We start from the raw sequence: 15,653 nt of genomic DNA, 5'->3' as shown, positions 1-15,653 counted from the left end.
GCGCCTGCTCGTGATCGCCTTGGGTGACGTGTCTGTAACTCAGGAGGTCCGAATGACACACACCCGATATGCTTTCATCAAAGCCAACTGGCACTCCGATATTGTCGACCGTGCGCTGGATGGGTTTGTGCAACTCATCCCTGTCGACCAAGTCGATGTCTTCGACGCGCCCGGCGCGTTCGAAATGCCCCTGCTGGCCCGCGATCTAGCCCAAACCGGACGCTACGCTGCAATCGCCTGCGCGGCCTTTGTGGTGGATGGAGGCATCTACCGGCACGATTTCGTAGCCCAAGCCGTGGTTGATGGCCTGATGCGCGCCGGGCTGGATACCGGCATCCCCGTCCTGTCGGTCTCATTGACACCCCATCAGTATCAGGAAACCGATCACCACAACGCCATCTATCGTGACCACTTCGTGCAAAAAGGCCGCGAGGCGGCTCAGGCCGCGCTTGAGATCACCAAAACCCGCCAATCCCTGAAAGCGGAAACCTGATCCCTTCTTCTGTTCAAAAATACCTCGGGGGTGAATTGAGCCAGAGGCTCAAGAGGGGGCTGGCCCCCTCCCCGTTTCCCTAAATCCGCTTGAGGCCAAAGGCTCACCCCGCTAATCACAACCCACAAAGGAGCACGCCCCATGTCGATGAACAGCTTTGGACACCTTTTCCGCGTCACCACCTGGGGTGAAAGCCACGGGCCCGCATTGGGTGCCACTGTCGATGGCTGCCCTCCGGGTGTGACAATCGACGAAGCGATGATCCAACTCTGGCTCGACAAGCGCAAACCGGGGCAGAACAAATTTACAACCCAGCGGCGCGAACCCGATCAGGTCAAGATCCTGTCGGGCGTTTTCGAAGGCCAGACCACCGGAACGCCGGTGCAGCTGATGATCGAGAACACCGATCAACGCTCGAAGGATTACGGCGATATCATCGACAAGTTTCGCCCAGGCCATGCCGATATCACCTATTGGCAAAAATACGGCATCCGCGACTATCGCGGCGGCGGGCGCAGCTCGGCGCGCGAAACCGCCTCGCGCGTCGCCGCCGGAGGGCTGGCGCGTGAAGCTATCAAACAGATCGCACCGAATGTTCAGATCACCGGCTACATGACCCAGATCGGACCGAATAAGATCGACCGTGACAATTTCGACTGGTCGCAGATCGAACAGAACCCGTTCTGGACCCCCGACGCGCAAGCTGCTGAGGATTGGGCAACCTATCTGGACGACCTGCGCAGATCCGGCAACTCGGTCGGTGCAGTGGTCGAAGTCGTGGCACGCGGTGTCCCTGCCGGGCTGGGCGCACCGATTTATGCAAAGTTAGACACGGATCTGGCCGCTGCGATGATGTCGATCAACGCGGTCAAAGGTGTTGAGATCGGCGAAGGCATGGCTGCTGCCGAACTGACCGGTGAAGCCAATGCCGATGAGATTTTCATGGGCCAGAACGGCCCGCAATACAGCACCAACCATGCGGGCGGCATTCTGGGTGGCATCTCGACCGGTCAGGACATCGTGGTGCGCTTTGCGGTCAAACCAACGTCGTCGATCCTGACCACCCGCAAGACCATCACCAAAACAGGCGATGAGACCGAGATTATCACCAAGGGTCGCCACGACCCCTGCGTCGGCATTCGCGCGGTCCCGGTGGGTGAGGCAATGATGGCCTGCGTGATCTTGGATCACCTGCTGCTGCATCGCGGCCAGATCGGCCAGAACCGTGGCCATATTGGCTGATCTCCGCACCCGGTTACGCGGCATAGTCGCGCAGCGTATGCAGGCTGACCCAGCCCATGATCTGGCGCATCTGGATCGGGTCTGGCGCAACGCACAGGCCATCGCAGATGATCAGGCCAATATGCAGGTTCTCATGGCCGCGTGCTATCTGCACGATCTGGTCAACCTGCCGAAAAACGATCCGAACCGGCATCTCGCATCTCGTAAATCAGCACAAATATCAGAGTCTATATTGGACGATTTGGGCTTTGACGACCCGTCGGTCCATGCCACGCAACATGCCATCGAAGCTCATAGCTACTCGGCCAATATCCCGCCTCGCTCGCCCGAGGCCCGCATCCTGCGCGATGCGGATCGCCTCGATGCGCTAGGGGCAATTGGAATTGCCCGGTGTTTCACTGTGACCGGTGCCTTAGACCGGACGCTCTACAACCCGGACGATCCATTTGCTGAAAGCCGCGATCTGGACGATCTGACATTCGCAATCGACCATTGGAAGATCAAGTTGCTGGACCTGCCGTCCGGCATGCTTACGCTGGGCGGACGGGATCTGGCAACAAAACGCGTTTCAGTGATGCTCGGGTATCTTGATGCTCTGGCAGAGGAAATCGGCCACCCCGTTCCCGATCACTGGAAATCTGCATAATTGGTACAATCCCGTCGTTGATCTTTCTACGCCAAAGGCGCAGGTTCGCGGCACATGACACAATCCTTAACATCGCATCGGCCCATGCTTGCCGTGGGTCTGAAACTGGCCGCGCTGATGCTATTCACAGCGATGTCGGCACTGGTCAAAGCGCTGTCCGAGGATTTCCCTCCGGGTGAACTGGTGTTTTTCCGCTCGCTCTTTGCTATTCCCGTGATCATTGCCTGGCTGATCTGGCGTGGAGAGTTGGCGCAAGGCTTTGTTGTCAAGAAACCCATGGGTCATTTCTGGCGCGGCGTGTTGGGCACCAGCGCTATGGGCCTGACCTTTACGGGCCTCAGCCTGTTGCCCCTGCCCGAGGTCACGGCCATCGGCTACGCCACCCCGATCTTCACCCTGATTCTAGCCGCTGTCATGTTGGGGGAGCGCATTCGCATGATCCGAATTGGCGCGGTGGCGATTGGCTTGCTGGGTGTTCTGATCATGGTCTGGCCCCGGCTGGGCAGTACCCAGATGGAGATGGCGGCCACCATCGGCGCGCTTTGCGTACTGGGCGCAACCTTGGCTCGTGCCTTTGTTCAGATCCATATCAGGCAATTGGTCAAGGTCGACCATCCCGCCGCCATCGTGTTCTATTTCTCGATGACCGCCACGTTACTGTCTTCGCTCACCGCCTTTTGGGGATGGACGATGCCAACGCTGAATCAGGCTCTAATCTTGGTTACAACGGGCCTTATTGGTGGAGTAGCGCAGATTCTGGTCACCTCATCCTATCGGTTCGGGCAAGCCTCGATGCTCGCCCCTTACGACTATACCACGATGTTGTTTGCCATCTTCATTGGCTACGTTTGGTTCGATGAACTGCCAACACTGGCCATTCTGCTGGGGGCTACGCTGGTGATTGCGGGCAATGTGGTCGTGATCTGGCGTGAGCATCAGCTGGGCCTGGAACGCGGCAAGGCCCGTTCGGTCACGGACCCCAAATCCTGATCTTTACCTTTCGCAAACTTCGCCTAGGTTGGGCGCGACAGTCAAAGAGGGTTTCCCATGAGCGACGCGCAGGATCACAAGGAAAAAATGCAGAAGGTGCAGGCCAAGCACCGCAAGAAAGTATCCGAGGCGGTTGATCCCGGGCGGGGCCTGGTTCTGATCAACACCGGCAAGGGCAAGGGCAAATCCTCGGCCGCCTTTGGTGTTGTGATCCGCGCGCTTGGTTGGGGGCAAAAAGTTGCCGTGGTTCAGTTCATCAAAGGCAAATGGAAGACGGGCGAGCGCCGGTTCTTTGAAGACCGCGATCTGGTCACCTGGCACACGATGGGCGAAGGTTTTACTTGGGATACGCAAGACCGCGAGCGTGACATAGCCGCCGCCACTGCAGCGTTTGAAAAAGCCTGTGAGCTGATGGCCAGCGGCGACTATGATCTGGTCGTGCTGGACGAGATTAATATCGCCCTACGCTATGAATACCTGTCGGATGAACGCGTATTGGACGGCCTCAAGGCGCGGTCGGATAAGACCAGCGTTTTCCTGACGGGCCGCGACGCACCACAAGCATTGCGCGACTATGCTGATCTGGTCACCGAAATGACCGAAGAGAAACATCCGTTTCAGGCTGGCATCAAGGCGCGGCGCGGTGTCGACTACTGATTGTGTACAGGATTGGCGGGCTGGCTGAGACCCATACCCGCCTTATCCGACGCGCTTTTGTAATAGGTTTTCAAAAAAGTCGCGTACCGACCCGCTGCGACACACGGCGCTTTCGGGCAATGACGGATCTACGGTCAGTTCAGAAATCACACGATCGCGTTTCTTGCACTCAACATAAGCCGAAAAGTCAGTATCACAGCAGCTGCAGCCACATGCGATGGCGGCGTCATGCCGTGTTATGATCTCTTCAAACGGAACGCTCATACCGAAACCTTATATACGGTCGTTTCCGGGGCGGCGGCATGCCCTCACCAAGTTGCGCGCTAAGCCTGCAAACCGCCCCGAAACCTATGGCCAGATAAGGAAAAAGCTGGCGTTGACTTTTATCTGACTATTTTTGTCGATTATTTCAAGTAAAAAACGCCCTCGAAAAACAACGAGGGCGCAAGTTACGGGGAAACAAAATCAGATAGACTGACCCTGCGGATCCAGTGTCACCGACCAAAGCTCGGTATCGGCGCGATCCATCAGGCGCACCGTCATCTGTTGCGTGGCGCCATCAATGTCGACCAGACCAAAGAACTGCAGGCCGGCGCTTGGGGGAAGGTTGACGCCCTGCCCTTCGGCCGGGGCTTTGACGAACTTCACCTCGGGACCGAAGGTGCCATCCAGCGCATTCGGGCCAAAGGTTCCGGCGTGCAATGGGCCAGACACAAACTCCCAAAACGGCTCAAAATCCTGGAATTGAGCTTTGTTAGGGTCGTAGTAGTGCGCCGCAGTATAGTGTACGTCTGCGGTGAACCAGACAGTGTTGGTGACGCCTGCGGTTTTGATGAACCGCAGCAGATCGGCAATCTCTAACTCGCGACCCTTGGCCGGTCCACTATCACCGTTCGAGATCGCCTCTGCCCCGGCCTGTTCTTTCCAGTTGTCCCAGACAATCAAGCCAATCGGCATGTCCGAGGCGATGACTTTCCAGGTCGCTTGTGATGCTGCAAGCTCGCGCTTTAGCCAATCCAACTGTGCCGCGCCCAGAATGCGGGACTGGTCCGTGATCTCATCTTCCATCGCCGGGCCGTTCGGGCCGCGATAGCTGCGAAGATCTAGGAAGAACACGTCCAGCATAGGACCGTATGATATCTTGCGATAAACCCGACCGGGTTCAGCCGGTGTGATCCGCAGCGGCGTCATCTCATGAAAGGCACGACCCGCGCGGGATTGCAGAACATGCACTGATTTCTCGGAATACCGGTCATCGGAAATCAGGTTTTTGGCATCCGACCAGTTGTTCACCACCTCATGGTCATCCCACTGGAAAAAGGTCGGGCATACCGCATTCATCGCCCGCACATGTTCGTCCATCATGTTGTATTTCCACTGAGCGCGGAATTCATCCAGTGTTTCCGCAACCTTGCGTTTCTCATCGATCAGAGTGGCGTTCTTCCAGATCACCTGCCCGTCTTTTTCAACCTCGTCCTGCATTGGGCCATCGGCATAGACCGTATCGCCAGAATGGATGAAGAAATCGGGCCGGTGTTGGCTCATGGTCGCATAGGTGCGCATTCCATCGTCATCGATGCCCCAGCCCTGACCGGCGGTATCCCCCGACCAGGCAAACCGAATATTGCGCCGTGCGGTCGGCGCGGTGCGGAATTGGCCAATAATAGGCTCTGATATGGTGTTGATATCGCTCAGATCAGCGGCCACAAAACGATAGAAGATATCCTGATCCGAGGGCAGCCCATCAATGAGACGCTTAACCGCAAAATCGCTGTTTGGGATCGCATCCATTGGCGGTAATTGGCGGGCATCAGCAAAGCTCTCGGTGGTCGAAACCTCCATCATCACGCGCGCCGGGCGATCTGTACGGGTCCAGATCATGCCAGAGCTTGTGTCCACATCGCCCGACTGAACGCCATGGGTAAACACCGGGCGCGAAGCGGCGCGGCTGATCGCTGGCATCGACAGCGAGGCTGCAACGGCGGTGCTGCCAGCCAGAAACATGCGGCGGTTGGGGCGAAGGAATTTGGTCATGGGGGCTCTCCTGTCTGGACACCTGTTCGAAGGCGCGCGATTGGTAAGCCGCAGTGAGCCGCCCATTTGTAAAACGGGCGGCTCAGTTTCTTGAAACTATCACGATGATATTATGAAGCCCTGTGGATAAATGCTCAGGCGGCTACGCGTTGCTCGGGCGCGTTGAGCGAGATAACCGCGACAACTGCAGCCCCGTTCAGCCAGTAAAATGCTGCGTCCAGACCCGAAAACCCAAACATGCTGGGTGCAAACAGGAATGTAATGCCGACCAGCAGATCGACAGCCAGATGAAATTTGTAGGGCAACACACGCCAGATGCCGAGGTGGTGATCCGTCAGGACAGTCAGCACGAAGGCGGCCGCCCCGGTGACGACAGACAGCCACAAAGCCAGTGGATTGGATTGACCCAGTCCAAGCGCGAAGGGCAGCACCATCAGGGCGATAGCGACAGGATAGTCCAGATATGCGTGGACGGAGCGGGTGACAAAGCGAACAGACATTGCGATTTCCTTTTCCTGGGTTGGTATGGCCCCAAGTTAGGTGCAGGTATTCGGTCGCAGAATTCCGGATCGTACGCGAAATCGTGCAGATCGTTCAGAAACCTGATCAATCAGTGCATCGATCGATAGGCCGCCGGGGACAAGCCGATCTGTTTTTTGAACACACGGGAAAAGGCGGCTTCAGAAGCATATCCAACCTCTGCCGCCGCATCAGCCACATTCCAGCGCGCCTCGGTCAGGCCATGGCAAGCGATTTGCATGCGCCAATCGGTCAGATATTGCATTGGTGTGGTCGCCATCTTCTCAGCAAAAAGCTGCGCGAAGGCCGTGCGTGACATCCCCGCCTCACGCGCCAGAGACTCAACGCTCCACTCTTGCGCGGGCGCTTGATGAAATGCAGTCAAAGCGCGCGAGATACGAGGGTCAGCAAACCCCGCAAGGGCCGAATCCGTAGGGCTTTGATGTTCAAGATGGGCGCGGATCGCCTGCGCAAACAGAACTTCCGAAAGCTTCAGTGCGATCAAGTCACCGCCAATCCGCGCACCGCTAACCTCAGACCCGATCATGCGAAGGGTGGCTTCGATCCAGGCCCCGGCCTCTTCGCCATAATTCTCGATCAGGATGTAAGGTGGCAGACGGTCGATCAGCATATGGCCGGTACCTTGGCGCCCCGGCGGACCTGTAAATGAGAAGTGACCGCAGATCAGCTGAGTGTCACGCCCGGTCTCTTCACCGCCATAAACCAGCACACCGTCCCCCTGGTAGCCCGACTCCTCTAGCACCTGTTCAAGCGGCAACGCATCGACCGGTTGGACCTGGTTGCATAGCAGTGCATGGGCAGAACCGTGGGGGATCAGGATTAGATCGCCTTGCGTAAGACGCACAGTTTCGCCTGTGTTAGAGACGAATACTTTCAACTCACCCCGTTGCACGAAGTGGAAGCGCGCCACATTCTGATAGGATGGCACCTGGACACCGAAGGGTGGCGTGAAAGAGGTTCGGAAGTAGAACGTTCCCCTTAGGGACAGGCGTGTCAGGATATCGCTCAGCAGGTCTAGCATGGGTGTAACCTACAACGGCTCATGCATTCGTCCAGCTGTCTGAACGATCTGCACAAGAACTTGAACGATGCGCAACGAAAAACCCCCGCTTAACGCGAGGGTTCAGAGCTGATGCTTCAACATCGCTTAGGCGCGCACCAGTTTCTCATAGTCTTCGGCGATCTCACGCGTGATGTCGCCCACCTCAAACGTGTAGTCACCGATTTGGCCTACAGGCGTGACCTCGGCCGCTGTGCCGGTCAGCCAACACTGTTCGAAATCCGCCATTTCTTCGGGCTTGATGCGGCGCTCATGTACGGTCAGGCCCTTGTCTTTCAGCATCTGAATCACGGTCTGACGTGTGATGCCGTTCAGAAAGCAATCGGCCAGTGGGGTGTGGATCTCACCATCTTTGACAAAGAACACGTTCGCGCCGGTTGCCTCGGCCACATAGCCACGCCAGTCCATGAACAGCGCGTCGGAACACCCCTTGGCTTCGGCCTTGTGCTTTGAGATCGTGCAGATCATGTACAGGCCCGCCGCTTTGGCGTGCACCGGGATGGTTTCAGGGCTGGGGCGCTTCCATTCCGCGATGTCCAGCTTGGCACCCTGCATCTTGGCATCGCCATAGTAGGCACCCCAAGGCCAGACCGCGATGGCCATGCGCACCGGGTTCTTGGCTGAGGCGACACCCATATCCTCGCCCGAGCCGCGCCAGACCAGGGCCCGCACATAAGCGTCCGTCAGACCGCTGGCTTTCAGGGTTTCTTCCTTGGCGTCTTCGATATCTTCGACCGAGTAGTGCATCGGCATATCCAAAGCCTCAGCCGAGGCGATCAGACGCTCAGAATGTTCGCGGCTTTTGAAAATCTTGCCGTTATAGGCGCGTTCACCCTCGAACACGGACGAGGCATAGTGCATAGCATGGGTCAGAATGTGCACGTTCGCCTCACGCCAGGGCACCAGTTTGCCATCCATCCAGATGGTGCCATCACGATCATCATAACCCGCCATGCGAAACCTCCAGCCTTGGGTTGAATTTCCGATTGTTGCGCTATTTAGGTCCGATGCGGACACAATCTTGCGCAAAAACTGCGATTCGATACCTGTCTGCCCTTGGAATGTCAATAACGCTGACATAAACTCGGAGCCGTGTAACGCATGAGGCATGATATGTCCGAAATCCGTCCCGCCCCGAAGTTTGGGGGCGAAAGCCTGTTGTTTCTTACTGATGAGCAGTTGCGGCAGGGGATCGAGGCCATGTTTTTTGCCTATCGCGGCTTTACAGCTGATCCTGATCGTATCCTCTACGACATGTCCTATGGCCGCGCACATCACCGGGCGATCCATTTCGTGAACCGCGCGCCCGGCACGACGGTCAATAACCTGCTGGCCATTCTGGGTGTGACAAAGCAATCCCTGAACCGGGTCCTACGGACATTGATCGAGGATGGTATGGTCGAAAGCCGCGTTGGGACCGTGGACAAGCGCGAGCGGCATCTGTTCCTGACCGAAAAAGGCCATGCGCTAGAGGCGACATTGTCCGATGCGCAGCGCGCCCGGATGCGTGCGGCGTATAAGGATGCGGGGCCCGAAGCCGTCGCTGGATTTCGTAAAGTTCTTGAAGCGATGATGGATGCTGATATGCGTCATGCTTACACGAAGTTGCGGGATACGACCTCATGAGCGATATGGACGCCCATCTGCTGATCGTCGATGATGACGAGCGCATCCGCGATCTGTTGAAGAAGTTTCTGATGCGGAACGGATTTCTGGTGACGGCGGCCCGCGATGCGGCCCATGCACGGCGGGTTCTGTCCGGGCTGGATTTCGACATGATCGTACTGGATGTGATGATGCCGGGCGAAGATGGCGTAAGCCTGACCAAAGCGCTGCGCGAAACACACAGCACTCCGATCCTGCTGCTGACCGCCCGGGGGGAAACCGAACATCGGATTGCAGGCTTGGAAGCAGGGGCGGATGACTATCTGGCCAAACCATTCGAGCCGAAAGAGCTGCTGCTGCGCATCAACGCCATTCTAAGACGCATGCCAGAAGCGCCCGCTCAGGATGCGGCTGCGAAGATTCTGACATTGGGGCCGATCCGCTATGACATTGAGCGCGGCGAGATGTGGCAGGGCGAAGACCCGGTGCGCCTGACCGCGACCGAAAGCCAGCTGATGAAGATATTCTCGGCCCAGCCGGGCGAACCGATCAGCCGGGCGAAACTGGTCGAGGATCTGGGCCGTGACAAGGGGCAAGCGCAGGAACGCGCGGTGGACGTGCAGATCACGCGGTTGCGGCGCAAGATCGAGCAGGACCCAAAGCAGCCCCGATACCTGCAAACCGTTCGCGGTGCCGGGTATATGCTGGCCCCGGATTGATTGGGCCGCTGCGCGGCGATTTTATGCCTTCGGCGAGGATATTTTTAGCCAGATGAACAGGGGATCCCGATGAAGACTGCCTTGCTGACCCATGCCGATTGTTTGAAACATGTGACGCCGGATGGACATCCCGAGCGGGTGGCGCGATTGGAGCATATCCTGCACGCTCTGGAACCTTTGGATTTGGATCGTAGAACGGCCCCAATGGCAGCGGATGATGATCTGTTGCGGGTTCACCCGCAGGACTACATCCGGGATATTCGCGCAGCGCGCCCGGCAGAAGGCTATACGCAGATTGATGGGGATACCTTTATGTCCCCGGGATCGGTCGATGCGGCCTATCGCGCGGCAGGCGCCGTGGTGCGGGCGGTTGATCTGGTGCTTGGGGGCGAGGCTCCGAACGCGTTTTGTGCCATTCGCCCCCCGGGCCATCATGCGGAAACAGACAAGGCGATGGGGTTTTGCCTGTTCGGCAATGCAGCGCTCGCGGCGAAACATGCGCTGGATCACCACGGCTTAAGGCGCGTCGCGGTGGTTGATTTCGATGTCCATCACGGCAATGGCACGCAGGATCTGCTGTGGGACGAGAAGCGCGCGTTGGTGATTACCAGCCAGCAGATGCCCCTGTGGCCCGGATCAGGACGGCCGGATGAGACTGGCGCATACGAAACCATCGTGAACATACCACTGGCCCCCGGCACGGGTGGGGCCGAGATGCGGGCGGCTTATGAAACGCAGGCGTTTTCGCGTCTGAGGGCATTCAGGCCTGAGTTGATCATCATCTCAGCCGGGTTTGACGCCCATCAGGACGATCCGCTGGCTAATCTGAACTGGTCCACCGACGATTTTGCATGGATCACAGCTGAGCTGTGCAAGATCGCCGATGAGGTTTGTAAGGGCCGTATAGTCTCGACTCTGGAAGGCGGGTATGATCTGAACGCACTGGCCGAGGCGACGCGCGCCCATGTGAAAGAACTGATGAAGGCAACACGATGACCGATACCCCAGTTGAACAGATGACGTTTGAGCAGGCGATGAAAGAGCTTGAAGCTGTGGTCGGCCAGTTGGAACGCGGCGACGTGGCGCTGGATCAGTCAATTGCGCTCTATGAACGCGGAGCGGCCCTGAAAAAACGCTGCGAGGACGAGTTGAAGCGGGCCGAAGAGAAGGTTGCCGCGATCACTTTGGACGCAGGCGGCCAGCCGACCGGGACGACACCTGTCGACGGTCAGTAAATGTTTCGGGAAAGGCTGGCGCAGGATGCCACGCAAATTCAGGCGCAGTTTGACCATGTGCTGAGCGGCTTTGATGATTTCGATGTGACGCGGGCCATGGGCTATGCCACCCGCGGCGGAAAGCGGTTGCGGGGGTTTCTGGTGCTGGAAAGCGCCCGCCTGCACGACGTTGAGGAAGCGCGCGCGATCTGGCCCGCCACGGCGATTGAGGCCCTGCATGCCTACTCTCTGGTCCACGACGATCTGCCCTGCATGGATGATGATGACCTGCGGCGTGGACGCCCCACGACCCATATAAAATGGGATGAGGGGACGGCGGTTCTGGCCGGGGACGCACTGCAGACTCTGGCCTTTGAGCTGTGCACACGCCCGGAGGTTGGCAATGCAGAAACTCGGGCAGACCTGGCGCTGACATTGGCCAAAGCCAGCGGTGCGCAAGGGATGGTCATGGGGCAGGCGCTGGATATCGCCGCTGAATCGGCGGCAGAGCCTTTATCATTGGAGGCGATCACCCATTTACAGGCCGGCAAAACAGGAGCGCTGATCGAGTGGTCCGCCTGCGCAGGCGCGCGGCTGACACAGGCCGATCCGTCCGCCTTGCGCCAATATGCCCAAGCCCTTGGCCTTGCTTTTCAAATTGCAGATGACATCTTGGATGTGGAAGGTGATGCGGAGCGCGCCGGAAAACGGCTGCAGAAAGATGCGGATGCGGGCAAAGCCACGTTTGTGTCGCTGCTTGGGTTGGGCCCCGCCAAAACCCGTGCGGCAGAACTGGTGGATCGGGCTTGCGCCGCGCTGGATGGATATGGACCAAGGGCCGAAACCTTGAAGGATGCCGCCCGCTTCGTTATTGCCCGGGACAGCTAAGTCAGGAACGCGCTAAATGTCTGATCGCCCGAACACGCCTCTGCTGAACCTTGTGAATCGTCCTGCTGACCTCAAGCAGTTTTCGGACGCGCAGTTGCATCAGTTGGCACAGGAATTGCGGGCCGAGACGATTTCCGCCGTCTCGGTGACAGGCGGGCATCTGGGTGCGGGACTGGGCGTTGTGGAACTGACCACGGCGCTGCATGCCGTGTTCGACACACCCCGCGACAAGATCATCTGGGATGTGGGGCACCAGTGCTATCCGCATAAGATCCTGACCGAACGACGTGATCGTATTCGAACGTTGCGCATGAAAGATGGTCTCAGCGGATTCACCAAACGCAGCGAGAGCCCCTACGACCCCTTTGGGGCTGCGCATAGCTCAACCTCGATCAGTGCAGCGCTTGGTTTTGCGGTTGCGCGCGATCTCGGCGGCATCACGCCCGAAGGGCTGGGCGATGCGATTGCGGTGATCGGCGATGGCTCGATGTCCGCAGGCATGGCCTTTGAGGCGATGAACAATGCGGGCCACCTCAAAAAGCGCCTGATCGTGATTTTAAACGACAATGAGATGAGCATTGCCCCTCCAGTGGGTGCGCTGTCCAACTACCTATCGCGCATCTATGCCGAGGAACCGTTTCACGATCTGAAAGCCGCCGCCAAAGGTGCGGTTTCACTGTTGCCCGAGCCGTTCCGCGAAGGGGCCAAGCGCGCCAAGGAGATGCTGAAAGGCATGGCCGTTGGCGGCACGTTGTTTGAGGAGCTTGGCTTTTCCTATCTCGGTCCAATCGACGGGCATGATCTTGACCAGTTACTGCCGGTGCTCCGCACGGTCAAAGCGCGGGCGACGGGTCCGATCCTTATTCATGTTCTGACCAAGAAGGGCAAAGGCTACGCCCCCGCCGAGCAAGCCCGCGACAAGGGCCACGCCACCGCCAAGTTCGATGTGGTGACGGGCGAGCAGAAAAAGGCGCCATCGAACGCACCATCTTATACGTCGGTCTTTGGCAAGACGCTGGTGGAAGAGGCCGCGCGCGATGACAAGATCGTCGCCGTCACGGCGGCAATGCCTGACGGCACCGGGTTGAACCTGTTTGCAGAACGCTACCCCTCGCGCTGTTTCGACGTGGCGATTGCGGAACAGCACGGGGTGACCTTCTCGGCCGCGCTGGCGGCGGGAGGAATGAAACCCTTCTGCACAATCTATTCGACTTTCTTGCAGCGCGGATACGATCAGGTGGTGCATGATGTCGCGATCCAGCGCCTGCCCGTCCGCTTTGCCATCGACCGCGCGGGGCTTGTTGGCGCGGATGGAGCCACCCATGCGGGGTCCTTTGACATTGCCTACCTGTCTAACCTGCCGGGTATTGTTGTTATGGCCGCCGCAGATGAGGCGGAACTGATGCATATGGTGGCCACTGCAGTGGCCCATGACGATGGCCCCATCGCCTTTCGCTATCCACGTGGCGAGGGTGAGGGCGTTGACCTGCCCGAACGCGGAGAGGTGCTGGAGATCGGCAAAGGCCGCATGATCCAGGATGGCGCGCGCGTGGCCTTGCTATCCTTTGGGACACGCCTCGCCGAGGTGCAGAAAGCCGCCGAGTCACTGGCCGCACGGGGGATCACCCCCACCATCGCAGATGCGCGCTTCGCCAAGCCACTGGATCGCGATCTGATTCTGGGTCTGGCGGAAACGCATGAGGCGCTGATCACTATTGAAGAAGGCGCCGTAGGCGGGTTCGGCAGCCACGTCGCCCAGCTTTTGGCAGATGAAGGGGTGTTTGACCGCGGCCTGAAATACCGTTCAATGATTTTGCCCGACATCTTCATCGACCAGGCCAGCCCGGCGGATATGTATGCCGTGGCGGGCATGAACGCCGAGCATATTGAGGCGAAAGTTCTGGACGTTCTAGACGTCGCATCGATCGGAGAAAAGCGCGCGTAAGTGCCGCGCCGGGTTTGGTTGCAACGTTCACAGGCTCATCTGCGACCGGCAATGCCATCGTTTTGCTTCTCATGCAGCACGCTATGAAAAAGAGCTTTGGTTTCCGACTGGTCTAAGCCCGCATCGAAACGCTCGCTATCAGATGAGTCAGGAGCAAGATTTCCCGGTATGGAAATACGGACCGTTTTGTTTTCCAACCATTGGTTCAGAAGCGACTTAATCGACATTGTTAAACTCCAGCGCATGTATTTCTTAATCAATGAGGTCGCTGCGCGTCGTTTCCGAACCGTGAGGGGGAGAGGCTCAAGGAAATTTTGTGAGTGAGCGGAACCCGCAGCGACACGGCGCATTTACGAATTTTATCTGACTAGGGAAGGTATGGAATTCCGCCGGTTTTTGCGTTTGTTGACCGGTCAGTCAAAATTTTCCTTGGCAAGCTTACGTTTACGTCAACTTCTTGACAAAACGGCTTTTGATTTGGACGTTACGTCACATTCTTTCGTCCGCTTCAATAAGTGCTTTGGGGCCAATTTTGGTGCCGCTGAAGGGACTCGAACCCCCGACCCCATCATTACGAATGACGTGCTCTACCAGCTGAGCTACAGCGGCACCTTTGGTGACCCTGACAGGATATGCCTGGGTGCGGAGCGTCATTTAGACGTTCATGATCGGACCCGCAAGCCCGGATGCATATGCTTGTGAGATCGGCAAGGCGCTTCGGTTTGTGAAAGTTCTGTAACGAGGTCGAACTTGGATTGATTGGTTGTTATTATTTCTATATTTCATGAAATATGATAGAAAGAATCACAGATCAGTTGGCCATACTGGGCCACCCACAACGCATCACCGTGTTTCGCATGTTAATGCGACGGTTTCCTGACAGCGTGCCTGCAGGTGAATTGGCGACAGAGCTGGATATCAAGCCTAGCACTATGTCGAACTATCTGAACGCGCTGCAACGGTCCGGGTTGGTGACACAGCAACGTTCTGGCACCTCGCTGCTCTACTGCGTCGACATGAAGAATGTGCAGGGGATGCTGGATTTCCTGATCATCGATTGCTGCCGGGGGCGGCCCGATCTTTGTATGCCTTCAACAAAAGGAAAAGGCGAAATGACTGACCGCAAGTTCAACGTCCTGTTTTTGTGCGTGGGAAATTCTGCGCGCTCGATCTTTGCTGAATCGCTGTTGCGCCAGTTGGGCGGGGATCGGTTCACTGTTTATTCCGCGGGAACGCAACCCGCATCCGAACTGAACCCATTTGCCGTGCAAGTGTTGCATGACAAGGGCCATGACACCTCGGTCCTTCGCTCAAAGCATATGTCCGAGTTTGCGTCTGCGGACGCTCCGGAAATGGATTTCGTCTTTACCGTCTGCAATCAGGCCGCCAACGAAGAATGCCCGGCTTGGGAAGGCCAACCCATCAGCGGCCATTGGGGCATGGAAGATCCGGTCAAAGCAACCGGGACCGATGCCGAGAGAAGCCTGGCTTTCCAGACCGCCTATGGCGCGCTGAAGCACCGGATCGAGGCGTTCACCTCATTGCCGGTCGAAAGCCTGGACCGCATCGCATTGCAATCTGCTGTCGATGAAATCGGCAGAACCTCTGTTGGGAATTGAT

The 15,653-nt window shown here is 57.8% G+C and carries 17 protein-coding genes and 1 tRNA gene; 12 read left to right on the top strand and 6 right to left on the bottom strand.

Annotated features, from left to right (window positions below):
• The first annotated feature begins 52 nt into the window (after positions 1-52).
• The 5 genes from AC2FGE_RS08800 (at position 53) to cobO (ending at position 4,028) form a co-directional block, all read left to right on the top strand.
• A complete protein-coding gene (locus tag AC2FGE_RS08800) occupies positions 53-493 on the top strand; it encodes a 6,7-dimethyl-8-ribityllumazine synthase (RefSeq protein WP_496818842.1) in 441 nt (146 codons plus the stop codon).
• 141 nt (positions 494-634) lie between these two features.
• Positions 635-1,735: a chorismate synthase gene (aroC, locus tag AC2FGE_RS08795; protein ID WP_496818840.1), complete on the top strand. Its 1,101-nt coding sequence runs from the start codon at positions 635-637 to the stop codon at positions 1,733-1,735.
• Positions 1,719-2,381, top strand: a complete 663-nt coding sequence (locus AC2FGE_RS08790) for an HD domain-containing protein (RefSeq protein WP_496818839.1) — start codon at positions 1,719-1,721, stop codon at positions 2,379-2,381. The genes aroC and AC2FGE_RS08790 overlap by 17 nt, the downstream gene beginning before the upstream one ends.
• A gap of 54 nt (positions 2,382-2,435) precedes the next feature.
• Positions 2,436-3,371: a DMT family transporter gene (locus tag AC2FGE_RS08785; protein WP_496818837.1), complete on the top strand. Its 936-nt coding sequence runs from the start codon at positions 2,436-2,438 to the stop codon at positions 3,369-3,371.
• A gap of 57 nt (positions 3,372-3,428) precedes the next feature.
• Positions 3,429-4,028, top strand: a complete 600-nt coding sequence (gene cobO, locus AC2FGE_RS08780; RefSeq protein WP_496818836.1) for a cob(I)yrinic acid a,c-diamide adenosyltransferase — start codon at positions 3,429-3,431, stop codon at positions 4,026-4,028.
• A 465-nt stretch (positions 4,029-4,493) separates the two neighbouring features.
• Here the strand turns inward: cobO and AC2FGE_RS08775 are convergent, their stop codons facing one another.
• The 4 genes from AC2FGE_RS08775 to AC2FGE_RS08760 form a co-directional block, all read right to left on the bottom strand.
• The gene (locus AC2FGE_RS08775; RefSeq protein ID WP_496818835.1) at positions 4,494-6,062 is read right to left on the bottom strand and encodes an alkaline phosphatase D family protein; all 1,569 of its coding nucleotides are present in this window, start codon (positions 6,060-6,062) and stop codon (positions 4,494-4,496) included.
• A 134-nt stretch (positions 6,063-6,196) separates the two neighbouring features.
• Positions 6,197-6,562, bottom strand: coding sequence for an SPW repeat domain-containing protein (locus AC2FGE_RS08770; RefSeq protein WP_496818834.1), 366 nt, complete (start codon positions 6,560-6,562; stop codon positions 6,197-6,199).
• Positions 6,563-6,672: 110 nt separating this feature from the next.
• Positions 6,673-7,623, bottom strand: coding sequence for an AraC family transcriptional regulator (locus AC2FGE_RS08765; protein WP_496818832.1), 951 nt, complete (start codon positions 7,621-7,623; stop codon positions 6,673-6,675).
• 126 nt (positions 7,624-7,749) lie between these two features.
• Positions 7,750-8,616, bottom strand: a complete 867-nt coding sequence (locus tag AC2FGE_RS08760) for a branched-chain amino acid aminotransferase (protein WP_496818831.1) — start codon at positions 8,614-8,616, stop codon at positions 7,750-7,752.
• 159 nt (positions 8,617-8,775) lie between these two features.
• Here AC2FGE_RS08760 and AC2FGE_RS08755 point away from each other — a divergent pair, with 159 nt between their 5' ends.
• The 6 genes from AC2FGE_RS08755 to dxs all read left to right on the top strand — a co-directional run bounded on the left by AC2FGE_RS08755 (position 8,776) and on the right by dxs (position 14,033).
• Positions 8,776-9,288, top strand: coding sequence for a MarR family winged helix-turn-helix transcriptional regulator (locus tag AC2FGE_RS08755; RefSeq protein WP_496818830.1), 513 nt, complete (start codon positions 8,776-8,778; stop codon positions 9,286-9,288).
• A complete protein-coding gene (locus AC2FGE_RS08750; protein ID WP_496818829.1) occupies positions 9,285-9,986 on the top strand; it encodes a response regulator in 702 nt (233 codons plus the stop codon). Before AC2FGE_RS08755 ends, AC2FGE_RS08750 begins: the two co-directional genes overlap by 4 nt.
• Before the next feature lie 69 nt (positions 9,987-10,055).
• Complete coding sequence (locus AC2FGE_RS08745) at positions 10,056-10,982, top strand: histone deacetylase family protein (RefSeq protein ID WP_496818828.1); 927 nt, start codon at positions 10,056-10,058, stop codon at positions 10,980-10,982.
• Positions 10,979-11,221, top strand: coding sequence for an exodeoxyribonuclease VII small subunit (locus AC2FGE_RS08740; RefSeq protein ID WP_170534025.1), 243 nt, complete (start codon positions 10,979-10,981; stop codon positions 11,219-11,221). The genes AC2FGE_RS08745 and AC2FGE_RS08740 overlap by 4 nt, the downstream gene beginning before the upstream one ends.
• Positions 11,222-12,088, top strand: a complete 867-nt coding sequence (locus AC2FGE_RS08735) for a polyprenyl synthetase family protein (RefSeq protein ID WP_496818826.1) — start codon at positions 11,222-11,224, stop codon at positions 12,086-12,088.
• Positions 12,089-12,104: 16 nt separating this feature from the next.
• Positions 12,105-14,033: a 1-deoxy-D-xylulose-5-phosphate synthase gene (dxs, locus tag AC2FGE_RS08730; protein ID WP_496818825.1), complete on the top strand. Its 1,929-nt coding sequence runs from the start codon at positions 12,105-12,107 to the stop codon at positions 14,031-14,033.
• A gap of 35 nt (positions 14,034-14,068) precedes the next feature.
• Here the strand turns inward: dxs and AC2FGE_RS08725 are convergent, their stop codons facing one another.
• Both AC2FGE_RS08725 and AC2FGE_RS08720 read right to left on the bottom strand, forming a co-directional pair.
• Positions 14,069-14,383 (bottom strand): hypothetical protein, encoded by a 315-nt coding sequence (locus AC2FGE_RS08725; RefSeq protein WP_496818823.1) that lies wholly within the window; start codon positions 14,381-14,383, stop codon positions 14,069-14,071.
• A 183-nt stretch (positions 14,384-14,566) separates the two neighbouring features.
• Positions 14,567-14,642, bottom strand: a tRNA-Thr gene (locus tag AC2FGE_RS08720).
• 182 nt (positions 14,643-14,824) lie between these two features.
• Between AC2FGE_RS08720 and AC2FGE_RS08715 the strand changes: the two genes are divergently transcribed.
• A complete protein-coding gene (locus tag AC2FGE_RS08715; RefSeq protein ID WP_496818822.1) occupies positions 14,825-15,652 on the top strand; it encodes an arsenate reductase/protein-tyrosine-phosphatase family protein in 828 nt (275 codons plus the stop codon).
• The last annotated feature ends 1 nt before the right edge of the window (position 15,653 follow it).

It is taken from the genome of Ruegeria sp. YTSA075 (genome assembly GCF_059610245.1).
This window is presented reverse-complemented; position numbering and strand designations above follow the sequence as displayed.